Origin of the sequence: Microbacterium enclense, from assembly GCF_004022425.1 — a bacterium.
Lineage (GTDB): Bacteria > Actinomycetota > Actinomycetes > Actinomycetales > Microbacteriaceae > Microbacterium > Microbacterium enclense_A.
Map to the genome: position 1 here is coordinate 1 of NZ_RBZY01000033.1, position 16547 is coordinate 16547.

At 69.7% G+C, this 16547-nt stretch carries 12 protein-coding genes; 5 read left to right on the forward strand and 7 right to left on the reverse strand.

All coding sequences use genetic code 11. The annotated features are described in order from the left end of the window. Positions 1-27 precede the first annotated feature (27 nt). Entirely contained in the window at positions 28-1323 is a 1296-nt protein-coding gene (locus D8Y23_RS10120; protein WP_240663865.1) for an ABC transporter substrate-binding protein, read from the reverse strand. Between the two features lie 93 nt (positions 1324-1416). Further along, the gene (locus D8Y23_RS10125) at positions 1417-2466 is read right to left on the reverse strand and encodes a LacI family DNA-binding transcriptional regulator (RefSeq protein WP_205797001.1); all 1050 of its coding nucleotides are present in this window, start codon (positions 2464-2466) and stop codon (positions 1417-1419) included. A gap of 126 nt (positions 2467-2592) precedes the next feature. On the opposite strand from D8Y23_RS10125, the gene D8Y23_RS10130 reads away from it, so the two are divergent. Further along, positions 2593-4035 (forward strand): MFS transporter, encoded by a 1443-nt coding sequence (locus D8Y23_RS10130; RefSeq protein ID WP_128218020.1) that lies wholly within the window; start codon positions 2593-2595, stop codon positions 4033-4035. Positions 4036-4056: 21 nt separating this feature from the next. On the opposite strand, the gene D8Y23_RS10135 is transcribed toward D8Y23_RS10130, so the two are convergent. The 3 genes from D8Y23_RS10135 to D8Y23_RS10145 all read right to left on the reverse strand — a co-directional run bounded on the left by D8Y23_RS10135 (position 4057) and on the right by D8Y23_RS10145 (position 7581). After that, positions 4057-5370 carry a dihydrolipoamide acetyltransferase family protein gene (locus D8Y23_RS10135; protein WP_128218021.1) on the reverse strand — a complete coding sequence of 438 codons (1314 nt, stop codon included), beginning with the start codon at positions 5368-5370 and terminating at the stop codon, positions 4057-4059. 106 nt (positions 5371-5476) lie between these two features. Continuing rightward, positions 5477-6454 carry an alpha-ketoacid dehydrogenase subunit beta gene (locus tag D8Y23_RS10140; RefSeq protein WP_128218022.1) on the reverse strand — a complete coding sequence of 326 codons (978 nt, stop codon included), beginning with the start codon at positions 6452-6454 and terminating at the stop codon, positions 5477-5479. Next, positions 6451-7581 (reverse strand): thiamine pyrophosphate-dependent dehydrogenase E1 component subunit alpha, encoded by a 1131-nt coding sequence (locus tag D8Y23_RS10145; RefSeq protein ID WP_128218023.1) that lies wholly within the window; start codon positions 7579-7581, stop codon positions 6451-6453. The genes D8Y23_RS10140 and D8Y23_RS10145 overlap by 4 nt, the downstream gene beginning before the upstream one ends. Before the next feature lie 228 nt (positions 7582-7809). Here D8Y23_RS10145 and D8Y23_RS10150 point away from each other — a divergent pair, with 228 nt between their 5' ends. Then, positions 7810-8706, forward strand: coding sequence for a hypothetical protein (locus tag D8Y23_RS10150; RefSeq protein WP_128218024.1), 897 nt, complete (start codon positions 7810-7812; stop codon positions 8704-8706). Between the two features lie 52 nt (positions 8707-8758). Here D8Y23_RS10150 and D8Y23_RS10155 read toward each other — a convergent pair whose 3' ends face one another. Next, the gene (locus D8Y23_RS10155) at positions 8759-10411 is read right to left on the reverse strand and encodes an amidohydrolase family protein (RefSeq protein WP_128218025.1); all 1653 of its coding nucleotides are present in this window, start codon (positions 10409-10411) and stop codon (positions 8759-8761) included. Then, on the reverse strand, positions 10408-11058 hold the full coding sequence (locus D8Y23_RS10160) for an LmeA family phospholipid-binding protein (protein ID WP_128218026.1): 651 nt from the start codon (positions 11056-11058) through the stop codon (positions 10408-10410). The genes D8Y23_RS10155 and D8Y23_RS10160 overlap by 4 nt, the downstream gene beginning before the upstream one ends. A gap of 182 nt (positions 11059-11240) precedes the next feature. On the opposite strand from D8Y23_RS10160, the gene D8Y23_RS10165 reads away from it, so the two are divergent. From D8Y23_RS10165 to D8Y23_RS10175, 3 genes are read left to right on the forward strand one after another with little or no spacing between them, the layout of a single operon-like run. Continuing rightward, complete coding sequence (locus D8Y23_RS10165; RefSeq protein ID WP_164878201.1) at positions 11241-13964, forward strand: MMPL family transporter; 2724 nt, start codon at positions 11241-11243, stop codon at positions 13962-13964. Continuing rightward, the gene (locus tag D8Y23_RS10170; protein WP_275087505.1) at positions 13961-15850 is read left to right on the forward strand and encodes a YhgE/Pip domain-containing protein; all 1890 of its coding nucleotides are present in this window, start codon (positions 13961-13963) and stop codon (positions 15848-15850) included. Before D8Y23_RS10165 ends, D8Y23_RS10170 begins: the two co-directional genes overlap by 4 nt. Beyond that, complete coding sequence (locus D8Y23_RS10175; RefSeq protein ID WP_128218029.1) at positions 15847-16545, forward strand: response regulator transcription factor; 699 nt, start codon at positions 15847-15849, stop codon at positions 16543-16545. Before D8Y23_RS10170 ends, D8Y23_RS10175 begins: the two co-directional genes overlap by 4 nt. Positions 16546-16547: the final 2 nt, after the last annotated feature.

Genomic DNA, 16547 nt, shown 5'->3' on the forward strand with positions numbered 1-16547 from the left:
GTGGTCGCCCCCGCCTCGGAGGACGCGTCAGCCCAGGTCGGCCTGCACCAGGTTCATGAAGTCCTGGGGCGAGGTCGCGCCGGTGAGAAGCTGTGCCGCATTCTTCTGGCTCGTCTCGGTGGCCTTCGCGCTGAACAGCGCCTCGAACCACAGCACAGACTCCTGGGTGGAGGAGATCTGGTCCTGCACGAGAGCGGTGAGATCGTCGACCTCGACGTCGCCGTCCACCGTGAATCCCGAGATGGTGTCGGCCTGCGACAGCGACGCGGCACCGTAGTTGTTCGCGATGCACGTCAGCCATGCGCCGGTGTTGTCGTTGTACGCCTTGGCCGACAACGCCATGGGCAGGCCCACGTTGGCGGGCGTCTGGCTGGCGTCGCCCGCGCCGCCGGTCACGTTCGGGAACGGCAGGAACCCGATGTTCTCGGATCCGATCTGGTTCGCCGCCTCATCGGCGAAGTTCGCCAGCGCCCAGCTGCCCATGTAGAAGAAGGCCGCCTTCCCGGTGAGGAAGGTGTTGAACGCGGTGTCGTAGTCGATCGAGCCCACACCCTGACCGAAGTAGCCGGCCGTGCCGAGATCGGCGATGGCCTGAGCCGCGGCGACGTATTCAGGGTCGGTCAGTTCCGCTTCGCCGTCGGCGACCTTCTGCATCGCGTCCGGACCGAGGTCGCGGAAGAGGTAACCGCTGATCAGTCGGGTGATCGGCCAGCCCTGCTCGCCCGAGGCGGAGAACGGCTGGACGCCGGCTCCCTGGAGTGCGGCGGCGGCCGCGGTGAGTTCGTCCCAGGTTTCGGGGACCTGGATGCCGTTGTCGCTGAGGAGCGTCTTGTTGTACCAGATTCCCTCGATGTTGTACTGGTACGGCAGCACGTTGAACCCGCCGTACAGCTGCTCGATGGTGGAGATCGCGGCGGGCTGGATCTTGTCGATGACACCGAGGTCGGTGAGCGTCTGCTCCAGGTCGAGCACTTGACCGCCGTCTGCCAGCTCCTTCGTGAGGGCGGGCGCATTGCCGGCGGCGTACTGGACGGGCAGGGCGTTCTGGCCGGCGAGCAACTGCAGCTTCTGGTCGAGCTGCGTCTGCGGGACCGTCTCGACCTCGAGAGGCTGCGCGTCGTTCTCGGCCTTGCACTGGTCGGTGCTGAGGCTGGTCAGGAGCTCGGGGATCGTGGTGTTCTCCTGGTTGACCAAGAACGAGAACGTCGATGCGCCGGCCGCGTTGCCTCCGCCGCCCGCGCAGGCGGTGAGGGCCAGGAGCGCGGCGGCACCTGTCGCGACGATGGCGACCGTCCGCCGTGACCGCGTGAATGCTGTGGACACTTTTCCTCCTTGAAAACGCGCCTCCGTCATTGAAGCGCTTCAAGAGGATTATGCAAGGGGCTCCACTTGGAGTCAAGAACTTTTTGAAACGCTTCAGTTTTCCGCGAGCGCGGCCCGAAGGCGCCCGACCGTGCTCTCGCGCACCACGAGCTCCGGCCGCAGCACCGTCGTGACATGCGCGTGCTCGGCGCCCTCGTCGATCTCCGCCAGGAGCAGACGGACCGCCTCGCGTCCCATGTCGAGCCCCTGCATCTGCACGGACGTCAGCGGGATCATCCCGCCCCACGCCGCGGAGTTGTGGTCGCAGCCCATCACGGCCACATCGCCGGGCACGTCGATGCTGTGCGCGTTGAACACCTGGATGATCGCCATTCCCAGGAGGTCGGTGACGGCGATGACACCGTCGAGGCGACCGGCGCGCACCTCCCCCGCCAGTTCCTCACCTGCTCGAAGGCCGCCGGGGGGGTCGAGGTTCTCGGTGGGCACTTCCTGCAACGTGACGCGTCCGCCCTCTTCCTCGACGGCGCGACGTACGCCACGACGGCGCAGGGCGACGGGCTGGAGGTAGTCGCGACCGCCGACGAAGGCCAGGCGGGTTCGTCCCAGGTCGATGAGGTGCCGCGCCGCGAGGTATCCGACCTCCTCGTTGTCGATCAGCACCTGGCAGCAGTCGCCCTTGCCCGAGTCGTAGTTGAGCACGACCGTCGGCCGGCCATGGTTGCGGATGCGTGCGACGTCGTCCCCGGCGTCCTGCATCGGAGCCAACAGGATGCCACTGACCCGGGCCTCGTCGAAGAAGTCCAGGTCGGCGCGCTGCTGATCGATCCGGTTGTCGCTGTTGGCCACGAGCACGTTCATTCCCAGCTCGGCGGCGAACCTCTGGGCACCCCGGGCGATGTCCACGAACAGCGAGTTGCTGATGTCGATGACGACGAGGCCGATGCTGCGAGAGCGGCCCGCTGCCAACTGCTGAGCGTTCGAGTTCCGCACGAAGCCCAACTCGGCGATCGCCCCCTGCACCTTTGCGAGCGTGGCCGGCGAGACCTTCGCGGGGTGATTGAGGACGTTCGAGACCGTGCCGAGGGCCACCCCCGCGACGCGCGCGACATCGGCCATGCTCGGCGTTCGCATACCGTTCGACACCTGCGCCCCTCCGTGTCCGCTTCGACCGTCCTCTCGGATGCTAGCCGATCCCAGCCGGGCGTTGATGCGTTTCAATACCGCGCTCCGAGACCCGACTCCCCTGCCCGGACGGATAGCCTGAGAGCGATGTCACGGGACGAGAAGGCGCGCGGAAGACTGTCCCGAAGCACCCCGAACGGCGCGGTGGTCGCGGTGCTGGCACTCGCGGGGTTGTGCTCGTCGTTCATGTTCACCCTCGTGGTGCCCATCCAGTCACAGCTTCCCGAACTGCTGAACGCGTCACGCGACGACACCGCGTGGGTCGTCACGTCCACCCTGCTGGCTGCTGCAGTCATCACTCCGATCGCGGGGCGGTTGGGTGACATGTACGGCAAGCGACGCATCGTGCTCGTGCTCCTGGCGATCATGGTCCTCGGGTCGGTCGTCGCCGCACTGTCGGGCGGGATCATCGGGATGATCGTCGGCCGCGCACTGCAGGGCGCGGTGGTGGGCGTCGTGCCGCTCGGCATCTCGATCCTGCGGGACGTGCTGCACGAGAACCGGGTCGACAGCGCGATCGCCCTCATGAGCGCCACGCTCGGCGTCGGCGGCGCGCTCGGCCTGCCCATCAGCGCACTCGTGTCCGAGAACGCGGACTGGCATTGGCTGTTCTGGATCGCGGCCGGGCTCGGGACGGTCGTGTTCGCGCTGGTGATCTGGATCGTACCGGTGAGCGTTCTCCGCACCGCCGGACGCTTCGACTACGTGGGCGCGATCGGACTCGCCGCCGGACTCATCGGCGTGCTGCTCGCGGTCTCGCGCGGCAACGCGTGGGGATGGACGTCGCCGCTGACCCTCGGCTTGGCGATCGGCGGCATCCTGGTCCTGATCGCGTGGGGCTGGTACGAGCTCCGCATCGACGAACCGCTCCTCGACCTGCGGGTCGCTGCCCGCCGCCCCGTGCTGCTGACGAATCTGGCATCCGTCGCGATGGGCTTCGCACTGTTCACCTCGAACGTGTCGCACCCGCAGATGCTCGAGCTCCCCACCTCCACCGGAGTCGGTCTCGGGCTGTCGCTGCTCGCCGCGAGTCTGGTCGTGATGCCGTCAGGTCTGGTCATGATGGTGCTCTCCCCGCTGTCGGGTGCGCTGGCTCGCACCATCGGGCCGCGTGTGCTGCTGGTGGCGGGGGCCGTGTCGCTCATCGTCGCCTACGGGTTCAGCCTGATCTTCTCGACCGAGGTCTGGCACTTCGTCGTCGCGAACATCCTCATCGGCTTCGGGATCGGCTTCGGCTATGCCGCCATGCCGATGCTCATCATGCGCTCGGTGCCGCAGAGCGAGACCGGCGCGTCGAACGGGTTGAACGCTCTTGCCCGCTCCCTCGGAACGAGCACGTCGGCCGCGGTCGTCGGTGTCATCCTGGCTACCCTGTCGACCGGCGACGGCGAGACGCGCGTCCCCACGACACAGGCGTTCCAGGTCTCGTTCGCCCTCGGCCTCGGTGCGGCGATCGTCGCGCTGGTGCTGGCGCTGCTCATCCCGACGCGGCGCGTGCCGATCGACAAGCACCCGTCGCTGCCGGAGTGAGTCCCCCGACAAGGGTCACGGTCAGTCGAGCAGCAGCGCCGGCTCCTCCAGAACGGATGCCACGTCGGCGATGAAGCGCGAGATGCCGTCGCCGTCGACCACACGGTGATCGAACGAGCCCGAGACCGTGGTCACCCACCGGGGGCGCACCTCGCCGTCGACGACCCACGGCTTCTGGCGGATCGCCCCCAGCGCGATGATGCCCGCCTCGCCGGGGTTGATGATCGGGGTGCCGGCATCCACTCCGAACACGCCGATGTTCGTGATCGTGAACGTGCCGCCCGCCTGATCGGCGGGGCTCGTCTTGCCCTCGCGTGCGGTGAGCGTGAGGTTCTCCAGCGCCTTGGCGAGTTCGCGCGTGTTCATCGCCTGCGCGTCCTTGATGTTCGGCACGAGCAGGCCCCGCGGGGTGGCGGCGGCGATACCGAGGTTGACGTAGTGGCGCACCCGGATCTGCGCACCGTCCTCGGTGTCGACCCACGCGGCGTTGATCATCGGGGTGCGGCGGAGCGCCCACATCACGGCGCGCGCCATGATCAGCAGCGGCGAGATCTTCACGTCGGCGAAGTCGGGCGAGGCCTTCAGGCGCTTGACGAGCTCCATCGTGCGCGACGCGTCGACGTCGACCCACACAGAGACGTGCGGGGCCGAGTAGGCGCTCGAGGTCATCGCGGTGGCCGTGGCCTTGCGGACGCCGCGGACGGGGATCGACTCCTCGCGCGCATCATCGATCGAGGCGGGCGCGGCGGGGGCGGCGACCGGGATGGTCTCCTCGCGCACCGCGCCCCACTCGGGCGTCTCGATGTTGCGGAAGACGCTGGCCTGCTCGGCGTGCTTCACGACGTCCTGTCGCGTGACCTCGCCGGCGGGTCCGCTGGGCGTCACGGCCGCCAGATCGACGCCGAGGTCGCGCGCGAGCTTGCGGATCGGGGGCTTCGCGACGACCCCGACGGATGCCTTGACCGGACGCTCCGCGGGCTTCCGCCGCCGCGACGACACGGCGCCCCCGGTGCCGTAGCCGACCAGCACGGCCCCGCCGGCGTCGTCGGGCTCGGGAACGGTGGTCGGCTGCGCGGGCGCGGGGGGCGCGGCATCCGCCGATCCGATCGTGATGATCGGGGCGCCGACCTCGACCGTGGAGCCCTCGGATGCCAACAGCTCGCCGACCGTGCCCGAGAACGGCGACGGCAACTCGACGAGCGACTTCGCGGTCTCGATCTCGACGATCACGTCGTTGACGGCGACGGTGTCGCCCGGCGCGACGCGCCACTGGACGATCTCGGCCTCGGTGAGTCCTTCACCGACGTCGGGGAGGACGAAGGTCTGCTCGGTCACGGTGATGTCCTTTGCTCGCGAGACAGCATCTCACTGACGAGGCAGCGGCGGAATGCCGCGGTCTCGTCGGTGGAGTGCAGTCTCGCGGTCCACGGGGGCGGGGGGGTCAGTAGGCCAGCGAACGGTCGACGGCCTCGAGGATGCGATCGGCGTCGGGGAGGTACGTCCCCTCGAGCTTTGCGGGCGGGAACGGCACGTCGAAGCCCGACACCCGCAGCACCGGCGCCTCGAGCGCGAAGAACGCCTTCTCCGTGACGGTCGCCGCGATCTCGGAGCCGAGCGAGGTGAAGCCCGGCGCCTCCTGCGCGTAGACCATGCGCCCGGTGCGGCGCACCGAGTCCAGGATGGGGCCGTAGTCGACCGGTGACAGCGAGCGCAGGTCGATGACCTCGCAGCTCGTGCCCTCGCTCTCCGCGAGGGACGCGGCCTGCAGCAGAGTCGTCACCATCGCACCGTGGCCGACGAGCGTGACGTCGGTGCCGCGGCGGACGACCCGGCTCGCGTGGAGCGGCAGCGCGGGGGCGTCGGTGTCGACCTCGCCCTTCTGCCAGTACTTCGCCTTCGGTTCGAGGAAGACGACGGGGTCGGGCGAGTCGATCGCCTGCTGGATCATCCAGTACGCGTCGTTCGCGGTCGAGGGGCTCACGACCCGCAGGCCCGGAGTGTGCGTGAAGTACGCCTCGGGGCTCTCCTGGTGGTGTTCGATCGCGCCGATGTGCCCGCCGTAGGGAATGCGGATGACGACGGGCATCTGCAGCGCACCCTCGTGGCGGTTCGTGATCTTCGCCAGCTGCGAGGTGATCTGGTCGAACGCGGGGAAGACGAACCCGTCGAACTGGATCTCGAGGACGGGACGGAAGCCGCCCATCGCGAGTCCGATCGCGGTGCCGACGATGCCCGACTCCGCGAGCGGGGAGTCGATCACGCGGCGGGGGCCGAAGTCGCTCTGCAGCCCCTCGGTGACGCGGAAGACACCGCCGAGCGGACCGATGTCCTCGCCCATGAGGAGGACGCGGTCGTTCGTCTCGAGCGAGCGACGGAGGCCGGCGTTGAGCGCGCGGCTGATCGGCATGTTCTCGGTCATTGCGCTCCCCCTTCCATCGACGCCTCGTAGTCGTCGAGCCAGCGCTGCTCCTCGGTGATGAGCGCGTGGGCCTCGGAGTAGACGCTGTCGAACATGTGCGACCGCGGCAGCCCGCCCAGCTCGTTGGTGCGTACACGGACGTCATCGGCGAGCGCGCGGCCCTCGGCATCCGCGTCCTCGAAGAACTGCTCCGATGCACCGCGGGCCTCGAGGAAGGTGCGCAGGCGGGCGATGGGGTCGCGCCCCGCCCACGCCTCTTCTTCGGCGGAGGTGCGGTACTTCGTCGGGTCGTCGCTCGTGGTGTGGGCGCCGCGGCGGTAGGTCATCGCCTCGATCGCGCGGGGACCACCACCGGCGCGAGCCTCGTCGAGCGCGGCCTTCGACACGGCGTAGCTGGCGAGCACGTCGTTCCCGTCGACCTGGATGCTCGGCATGCCGTACCCCGCGGCGCGCTTGTACAGCGGCGTGCGCGACTGGGTGGCGACGGGCACCGAGATGGCCCACTGGTTGTTCTGCAGGAAGAACACCTCGGGGGTCTGGAAGCTCGCGGCGAACACCATCGCCTCGTGCACGTCGCCCTGGCTGGAGGCGCCGTCGCCGTAGTAGACGATGACGGCTTCGTCGCGCTCGGGGTCTCCGGTGCCGCACTTGCCGTCGAACACGAGCCCCATACCGAGGCCGGTGGCGTGCAGCGTCTGGGCCCCGAGGACGAGCGTGTAGATGTGGGTGTTGCCGTTCTTCGGGTCGGACGGATCCCACCCGCCGTGCGTGAGTCCGCGCATGAGGCGGATGATGTCGAGCGGGTCGACGCCGCGGATGCGCGTCACGACGTGCTCGCGGTACGACGGGAAGATGTGGTCCTGCGGCCGGGCGGCGCGAGCCGAGCCGACCTGCGCGGCCTCCTGGCCGAAGGACGGCGGCCACAGCGCGAGCTGCCCTTGACGCTGCAGGTTCGTCGCCTGCACGTCGAAGGCGCGGATCGAGACCATGTCGCGGTAGAACGTCTCGAGTTCGGCGTCGGTGAGGGCGTCGATCAGCGGCAGATAGCGCTCGGCCTCAGGAGTGGGCGCGAGCGTGCCGTTGGCCGCCAGAACGCGCACGAGAGCCGGGTCGTCGAGCGGGGTCATGTCCCTACGCTAACGGTCGCGCCATGCCCCGCACCGCATGAGGTGCACAACGGATGCCGCGATCCGGCGTCGGATTCCGACAACGGCCCCGTCTCCGAGGCGCGCACGCGTGCGGGGTGGCGCGCGGGTTCAGGGGAGGTGAACGTACGGTCACGGAGTGCCGGGTGGCGCGGGCCCGGGTCGGAACGACGGCAGACTGGTGTTCACGGCATCCACCCGGGGGGCACGATGATCGACCGATCCACCGTCCGGATCGCGCGCCGAGCGGCCGGCTCCGTCACCGCGCTCGCGGCCGCGCTGGTCCTGACCGCGTGTGCGAGTGCGGCGCCGGGCATGCCCGGCGGGGCGGCTCCGACGAACGGACCCGGTTTCCCCGTCGCGCTGGATCGCGCCCCCTCGGGCGAGATCTGGGGCCTGGGCGGGTCGACGGCGGTCGAGATCGACCCCTCCGGACGCGTCGAAAGACAGATCGAGCTCGGTTTCCTCCCCTCGCCGTGGACGATCACGGCTCTCGCCGCGGGCGGCGACGACCGCCTCTTCCTCAGCGCGGTGTGGAGCGACGGCGAGGCGTTCGGAGACATCGTCGCGTTCGACGCCGCGACCGGTGAGCACACGGTCGTCGCGCATCAGGAGTCCCCGGTGGGAGATCTGGCCGTCGTGGGCGACGACGTCGTCTTCGTCTCGTTCGCGGCGGACGACGAGCGGTCCTTCAACGTGAGACGGGCGAGCCCGACCGGCGAGATCGCCGATCTGGTAGAGCTCGCCGGGGACGGCCGTCGCGCCGCGATCGCCGCGGACGCGACGGGAACGATCGCCGTGACGACCGCGGACGGCGTGGCCCGGCTCTTCCCGAACGACGGCACCTTGACCGAGTGGGCGCTTCCCTCCGAGAGCACGGGTCTCGCGATCAGTCGCGCGGGCCGCGTGGTGGCCACCGCCGACGGCGACCGGGACTGTGAGAGGTGGCTCACGATCGGCGACACCGGATCGTCCCGCATCGACGGACCATGCGTCCCCCGCGGTTTCGTCTGGCTCGACGAGGACACGGTCCTCGTCTCCACCGGCGACGAGAACGGCGCCGATCTCGTGCGCGTGCCGGTTCAGTCCTCGCCGAGCGACAGATAGCGCGCCCTTCTCGTCGCCGGTCCGCTCCACCCCGAGCCGGATCCGCCTGCTTTCAGCAACACCGGTATGCGGTGCCCTCCGTGAACCCGAGGACGCTCCCCTCCCCCGGCTGCTCGGCCAGCCGCTCGATGAGCGCGTCGAGGTCCTCGATGGGCAGATGGTGGCCGTCGCGGACGACGGCGGTGATGGATCCCAGAGCGGCCACGTCCACCGTCGGGTCCGTGGCAAGCAGAAGCAGGTCGGCATCCGCCCCCGGTGCGATGACGCCCATCGTCGCCGTCCGGCCGAGGTATCGAGCAGGCGCGGTGGTGGCCATCCGAAGGACGTCCAGGGGCGGGATGCCGGCTTTGGCCAGCTCCTGGAACTCGAGCTGCAGGCGCTGGCCCGGGGCCTTGCCCTGCCCATCGGTGGCGGCCATCATCGGCACCCCCTCGTCGTGCAGGATCTTCGTCACCCGCAGCACCGCGTCGTAGACCTCGCGGTAACTCTCGCGCACCACGTCCGGGAGGTCGCGAAAGGTCGTCAGGACATCGTCGTAGTCACGGCGGACGTCTTGCGTCATCAAGGTCAGCCACGGGTCGTCCTCGTACTCGGCGTCGTCCATGAGGTACTGGGTGCGCAGGCGCACCAAGGTGGGCGCGTGCCAGGTGTCGTTCTGCACGAAGGTCGCGGCGAGCGCACGAGCTGCGCCCTCATCGAATGCCTGCACCGCTTCCCGTTTGAAAGCGACGGCCTCCGGCGAATCGAAGGCTGCGGGGTTGATCAGGTTCTTCGCCGTGGTGGCCGTGTAGACCTCGCCGACTCCGGGAAGGCCGGCGATCCACGCCGGCACGGGCAGCCCGGTCTCGTCGGCTGCCCACAGGTCTTCACGGCGGGACGAGGTCTCGATCCAGATCCCGTCGGAGGCACCGAAGTGTTCGATGGAATCGAATCCTGCCGCCGAGGCTTCCGACGGGAGAACGGATTCCGGCAGGTGCCCGGCGATACGCAGACCCCTCGCGTGGGCGCGCTCGATCGCCGCGAAGAACACGTCACGATCGGTGAGAACCATCTTGATGAAGTCAGCACCGCCGTCGTACTGGGCATCGATCACCTTCTGCACGGCATCCACGGATCCCGCGTTGAAAGGCGTGAGGATGTCACCCGGCATCGCGAGCAGACGCGGTGCATGCACCGACAGTGGCAGCCGGCTGGCGGCACGGTGGGCGAGCATCTCGGACGTCCCCAGCATCTGCCGCATGCCCGTGACCCCCTCCGCGAGCATGGTGGCCATCATCAGAGCGGGATTCTGCGCTTGAAGAGCGTGCGTGTGCATGTTGTTGTACCCGGGCACGGCGAAGCGCCCAGCGCCATCGACCACCGGGGGGTTCGGATCCGATGCGAGGGATGCCACGTCCCCGACCGCGATGATCCGCCCGTCGCGGATCAGGATGGAAGCGTCGTCCCGCCGGCTCCCGTCGCGCGGGTCGACCACCGTGACGTGGTCGATTCGTAGGGAGCCGGGCGCCGGCGCAACAGTGCGGGGCGGGGGTGGGGTGGACGCCAGGCCGTGGATGACCGGCATTCCCACGCCGACCGCCGCCCCCGCGGTGAGCGCACCGAGGCCGGCGCCCCAGAGGAACTGGCGGCGCGTGCGTCGCGGTCGACCGCCCGCGTGGTCGGCCGTCGCGTCCGACGCGGACTCGTCGGAAGAAGGCGTATTCATCGGGACTCCTGGGGTGACGTCGGGTCGCACGAGAGGTCGGCGAGCGGGCGGGTGGAGGACGAGCCGCCCGCGTCGAGGGGTGCGGTGACCATCAGGTGCGCTTCTCCCGCTGCGAGGCGGACGCCTGTCACGGTGAGCCCACCCATCGAGGGCAGGGGGAATCCGGCGGAGAGCCACTCGGGCGCCCGATCGCCGAGGAGCCTTCCGACCGCTGACGGCGGGAGGGGGAACCCCCCGACGTCGACACTCTCGGCGGTCAGCACCCACTCGCCATCGCGGCTGTCGGCGACGAACGTGGCGCGCGCCGGAACGGACCTGCCGCGGAGGTCGAGGGCGGTCTGCACAGCGATGCCGTCGGCGCTCGTGGCGACCTCGACGTCTTTGCCCGTGCGGCATTCGAGGACGTTCGCCACCGCGGCGTCGTCCAGAGCGACATCCATTTCCACGTTCCCGGTCGCGAGCGACCACAGCGCGAACCCTCCGGCGGATGTGGCGTGCACGCCCGGGACGTGCTCGGAGAGAGCCCCGAGGCGGTCATCGATACGCCCACGGACCGTGATCTCCCCGACGATGGCGACGGTGACGACCACGACGAGGACCGAGCCGAGCGAAATGAGAACAGCGCGACAGGAGCGGGTGAGGGCCATGCCGCGAGTCGAGCACGGCGGGCTTGCGGAAGACGGGCACGGACGCTGGCGAAGTCCTGACGGGTCGCTGACAACAGTCGCCAGCCTGGATGCCGTCAGGAGATCGTCAGGTCGGCACCGCGGCGACCGTCAGGCCCGACCACTCGAATGGGAGGCGATTCCACGTTCGCTCCGGAGGACCCATGTCACTCGCTCTTCATCGCCTCGGCCGCTTCATCGGCCGCCACCGTCTTGCCGTCATCGGCGTCTGGACGGCAGTGCTGCTGCTGATCGGCGGGGTGGGCTTCGGGACGGGAGCGGCGTTCGAAGACGACAACTCCATCCCGGGCACCGAGTCCCAGGAAGGGCAGGACGTCCTGGCGACGCGCTTCGGATCGTCGGCGTCGGGAGCCAGCGCTCAGCTGCTGTTCCGCGCGGACGACGGTGACATCACCGGCGCGGACGACCGCGCGGTCATGCAGGCGCGCCTCGACCGTATCGCCGCCGTGGACGGTGTCGCCGGGGTCAGCTCCGTCGACGGCCTGACGATCGACGACGGGGGCGACGCGGCGCTCGCGAACGTCCAGTTCGATGACCGGAAACCCTCCGAGTCGGTGCTCGACGCCGTCCAGGACGCGGCCGCCGCAGACACCGACGGTGTCACCTCCACCATCGGCGGAAGCGCCTACAACATTCAAGAAGAACAGAGCCACCTCGGCGAGGTGATCGGCCTCGCCATCGCCCTTCTGGTTCTGATCATCGTCTTCGGATCCCTGTTGGCCGCCGGTATGCCGCTCGTGGGTGCGCTTACGAGCGTGGGCACGACGCTCGGCGCACTGTTCCTCGCCTCGCATCTCACCGCGATCTCCCCGTCGACCTCGGCGTTCTCGAGCATGCTCGGGCTCGCCGTGGCCATCGACTACTCCCTCTTCGTCCTCTCCCGCCACCGCCACGAACTCGCGCGGGGGCAGTCGCCCCAGGAGGCGATGGCACGGGCCCTGGGCACCGCCGGAAGCGCCGTGGTCTTCGCGGGTATCACCGTCGTCATCGCGCTCGGTGGACTGTTGGTCGTCGGCATCCCGACGCTGACGACGATGGCGGTGGGCGGGGCGCTCGCGGTGACGATGGGGGTTCTGGTCGCGCTCACCCTGCTGCCCGCCGTCGCGCTGCTCGCGGGCGCACGCCTGCGACCACGGGATCGCGCCAGGTCCACGAAACGAGCATCGAGACCGCCGCTCGCGCAGCGGTGGGTGAGGTTGGTGACCCGTGCGCCGGCCATCACCATCGTGCTGGTCGTGCTCGGGTTGGGAGTCGTCGCGGTACCGACGATGTCGATGCAACTGGGCCTGCGGGATGCGAGCACCCAGCCGGTCGGTACGATCCCCCGCGATCACTACGACGCCATCGCGGCATCCTTCGGCCCCGGATGGAACGCTCCGCTCCTCATCACGGCGGACGTGCTCTCGCCGAGCAACCCGGTGGAGGTGGTGGATCAGCTGCAGGACGACCTCGAGGAGCTCGACGGGGTCGTCGCCGTCCCTCTGGCGACGCCCAACACGGCGGGCGACACCGCGCTGTTCCGGGTCATTCCCGAAGGCGGCCAGAACGACCCTCGCACGGCCGACCTCGTCGCCGAGCTTCGCGCTGAGGCAGCGGCGTGGGAGGAGCAGTACGGCATTTCCGACATCCGCGTCACCGGGACCACCGCCGTGAACATCGATATCTCCGCGCGCATGCAAGCGGCCCTCGTGCCGTTCACCCTCACGGTCGTCGGCCTGTCGCTCGTACTGCTCCTTCTGGTGTTCCGCTCCATCTGGGTGCCGATCAAGGCGACGCTCGGCTTCCTGCTCTCCGTGGGGGCGTCGTTCGGAGCCATCGTCGCGATCTTCCAATGGGGATGGTTCCCCGCACTGCTCGGAGGCGACTCCCCTGGTCCCCTCGTGAGCTTCCTGCCGATCCTCGTCATGGGCGTGCTGTTCGGGCTCGCCATGGACTACGAGATGTTTTTGGTCAGCCGGATGCGCGAGGAGTACAGCCACATCCGCGACCCGCGCGCGGCCGTCACGAGTGGATTCGAACACTCGGCTCCGGTCGTCACGGCAGCCGCGGTGATCATGATCTCGGTGTTCGTCGCGTTCATCCCCGGAGGGACGGACACGATCAAGCCGATCGCGGTCGGTCTCGCCGTGGGGGTCTTCGTCGACGCCTTCCTCGTCAGGATGACGCTGGTCCCGGCGATCATGCTCGCGCTCCATCGTCACGCCTGGTGGTTGCCGCGGTGGCTGGACCGGATCCTGCCCACCGTGGACATCGAGGGAGAGGCGGTGATGCGGCAGGCGGCGGTCGACGACGGCCCAGTGGCGGCACTCGCTCTGAGCGCCGGCGACCTCCGGGTCGATCGGGACGATGTCCCCCTCACGCTCGACGTCCGATTCGGTGAGGCCGTCACCATCGACGACACGCTCGGACACCGCCTCGCCCCCGCGCTCAGCGGCCGCGCGGCCTTCGTCTCGGGCACGTTGGTCGTCGCCGGCAGGGTTCTGCCGGACAGCGGCGCCGCGGTACGTGGTCTCACCGCGGTGGTCTCGCCGGACGACGTCTCGGGGTCCGACACTGCGCGCAGGTTCGCGAGGACGATGATCGCCCTGGCCGGTGGCGGTCGTCGACGCCGGCGTCGACGTCTGGAGACCGTCGAGCACCTCGTGCCCGATCTCGACGTCCGGATCGCTGACCTCGACCTCGCGGGCCGTCAGATGCTGTCGGCGGCGGTGGCCTACGCCTGCGGCGCGCGGGTCATCTTCTTCCCCGTCGGCTCGCGCCCCGATGACATCCACGCGCTCACATCGGCTGGCGCGAGCGTCGTCATCGTCCGTGAAGCAGTCGCTGAAGAATCCTCATCCCCCCTCGAGATCGGAGCCTCCGCGTGACCTTGAAAAGTCGACGCATGATCGCGCTCGCCGGCGCCGTCGCGATAGTCATCCCCCTCCTCGGCGCCGCAGTGGCCTCCGCCAGCCTCGCTGATCGAATGAATCGGTCCGACGACATCCCCATCGCCATCGTCAACAACGACAAGATCGTGACCGGCGATCGCCCCATGGCCGCGGGTCGCGCCCTCACCGACGCGCTCGTCCACCCCGACGACGCCGGTGTCGCGCTCGGCTGGGTCGTGACGGACGAGGCGGATGCCGCCGAAGGGCTCCAGGATGGGGACTACTACGCCGTCCTGACCATCCCGGAGGAGTTCTCCGCCTCGGTGCTCTCGGCCGGGGGCGACGATCCTGTCGCCACCCAAGTGATGCTGGAGACCGACCCCGGCGCCTCCGCCGCGGCATCCGTGGCGTCGCAGGTGGTTGCTCGCACCGCCACCGAGACTCTCGGGCGCGAGGTCACCACGGCGTTCGTCTCGAGCACGATCACGGGCGTCGACCAGCTCTCGACCGCGCTCGCCGATGCCGCCACCGGCGCCGGTCAACTGGCCGACGGCACCGGGCAGGTCCGGGACGGCGCGGCGCAGGTCGCCTCCGGGACCGCCGAGGTGGCGGACGGGCTTCAGCAGCTGAGCACAGGGGCAGACGACCTCGCGGCCGGAAGCCGTCGGGTGGCGGACGGGGCGACGAGTCTTTCGGGTGGAGCGGCGGATCTGCGCGACGGAACCGCGGGAGTCGCGGCGGGGACGGCGCAGGTCGGAGAAGCCACGTCCGCGACCGCCGCCGGGTCCCGGCAGCTGGCGGATGGCCTCGCCACGCTCGCTTCCTCCTGCCCGCCCACGGCGGGCGCGCAGTACTGCGCCGCTGTCGCGGCCACAGCGACCTCTGCCGGCTCTCTCGCATCGTCAGCGGGACAGGTGGCGGCGGGAGCGGCGACGACCGCGAGCGGAGCCCAGACGCTTTCGGCCTCGTCCGGCGCCTTCGTGCAGGGCGCAGCGGATCTTGCGGCCGGTGCTCGAGACGCTGCCTCGGGCGCAGAGCGCCTCGCCGCTGCCGCGGCGTCCGCCGCCACCGGTGCGGACACTCTTTCGACGGGTGCGACCGACCTGGTCGCCGGCGCGACGGACGTGGCATCCGGGGCAGAGGAGTTGGCCACCAAGCTCAGCGACGGCGCCGCCGCGGCGCCGTCCTACACCGACGATCAGATCGCCCAGGTCGCCGACGTGGTCGCGCAGCCCGTGACCGTTGCGACGACCAGCTCCGGCTCGGCAGCCGGGTGGCTCCCCGCGGTGATCACTGCCGCGGTGCTGTGGATCGGCGCCATCGCCACCCTCGCGATCCGCTCGCGAGCGCTCTCGGCGGCGGCGCTCGTCTCGCCGATGTCGAGCGGGCGCCTCACACTGGCCCTGTTCCGCCGCAATCTCGCGATCGGTGCGGCCCAGGGACTCGCCGTCACTGCGATGCTCGCGATTTTCCGGGTCGACCTCGCGTCGGTCCTCGGGTTCGGCGCGCTGGCCGCGCTGGCGGCGGTGACCTTTATCACCCTGGTCTCGGGGCTCCATGTCCTGCTCGGGAGGTGGGCCGTCGTGGCCATCGCGCTTCTCACCCTTCTCGAGGTGTCGACGCTCTCCGGCGTGCTCCCCCTTCAGACCGCGCCGTCGTGGCTGGCGGCCGTCGCGCCCTTCCTCCCCGTCTCCGCCTTCCTGCAGGTCGGTGCGCAGGTCGCCGAGGGGACCATCTCGTCCGACCTGGTCGCCCCCCTGGTCTGTCTCGCCATCTGGTCGTTCATCGGTGCCGGACTGGTGCTCCTCGGCATCCGTCGCTCCCGATCGCTTCCCGCCGCGTCTCCCTCGTTCGGGAGGCGCGCTGAAAGGATGGCGGCATGAACCCGCGCGTGCTGCTGGTCGACGACGACGAAGAGATCCGAGCCATGCTCGAGTCGACGCTGACCTTCAGCGGGTTCGACACGGTCCTCGCGGACGGAGCGCTCGCGGCGATGGAGGCGATCTCCTCCAGTTCTCCGGATGTCGTCGTGCTCGACGTGATGATGCCGGTCATGGACGGGTTCGAGCTCGCTCGTCTCATCCGCGCGCGCGATGCCCGCATCCCGATCATCTTCCTGTCAGCTCGCGACGGCGTCGACGATCGCGTGCGCGGCCTCCGCCTCGGCGGCGACGACTACCTCGTGAAGCCGTTCACCGCGATCGAACTGATCGCGAGGATCGAAGCGATCCTGCGTCGCAGGGACACCGGCGACATGTCGGCCGCTCCCCACGACACCCTGCAGATCGCCGACCTGCGCGTCGACGTCGACCGGCACGTCGTCTCGCGAGGCGGCACGACCATCGAGCTGTCTCCGACGGAGTTCCGCCTGCTGGAACTGCTCATGCGCAACGCCGGGAGGGTGCTCTCCAAGACCGTGATCCTGCAGGAGATCTGGATGTACGACTTCGGGGGCGACGCCAATGTCGTCGAACGCTTCATCTCGAGTCTGCGACGGAAGATCGACGGCGATCAGCCCTCGATGATCGTCACGGTGCGGGGGTTCGGCTACCGCATCGATGCCCCGGGGGCGGCGTAGCT

What these genes read in the sequence shown, in the direction of transcription:
- D8Y23_RS10130 (WP_128218020.1), top strand. Translation starts at nt 2,593, where the DNA reads ATGTCACGGGACGAGAAGGCGCGCGGAAGACTGTCCCGAAGCACCCCG.
- D8Y23_RS10140 (WP_128218022.1), bottom strand. Translation starts at nt 6,454, where the DNA reads ATGACCGAGAACATGCCGATCAGCCGCGCGCTCAACGCCGGCCTCCGT.
- D8Y23_RS10145 (WP_128218023.1), bottom strand. Translation starts at nt 7,581, where the DNA reads ATGACCCCGCTCGACGACCCGGCTCTCGTGCGCGTTCTGGCGGCCAAC.
- D8Y23_RS10150 (WP_128218024.1), top strand. Translation starts at nt 7,810, where the DNA reads ATGATCGACCGATCCACCGTCCGGATCGCGCGCCGAGCGGCCGGCTCC.
- D8Y23_RS10155 (WP_128218025.1), bottom strand. Translation starts at nt 10,411, where the DNA reads ATGAATACGCCTTCTTCCGACGAGTCCGCGTCGGACGCGACGGCCGAC.
- D8Y23_RS10160 (WP_128218026.1), bottom strand. Translation starts at nt 11,058, where the DNA reads ATGGCCCTCACCCGCTCCTGTCGCGCTGTTCTCATTTCGCTCGGCTCG.
- D8Y23_RS10165 (WP_164878201.1), top strand. Translation starts at nt 11,241, where the DNA reads ATGTCACTCGCTCTTCATCGCCTCGGCCGCTTCATCGGCCGCCACCGT.
- D8Y23_RS10175 (WP_128218029.1), top strand. Translation starts at nt 15,847, where the DNA reads ATGAACCCGCGCGTGCTGCTGGTCGACGACGACGAAGAGATCCGAGCC.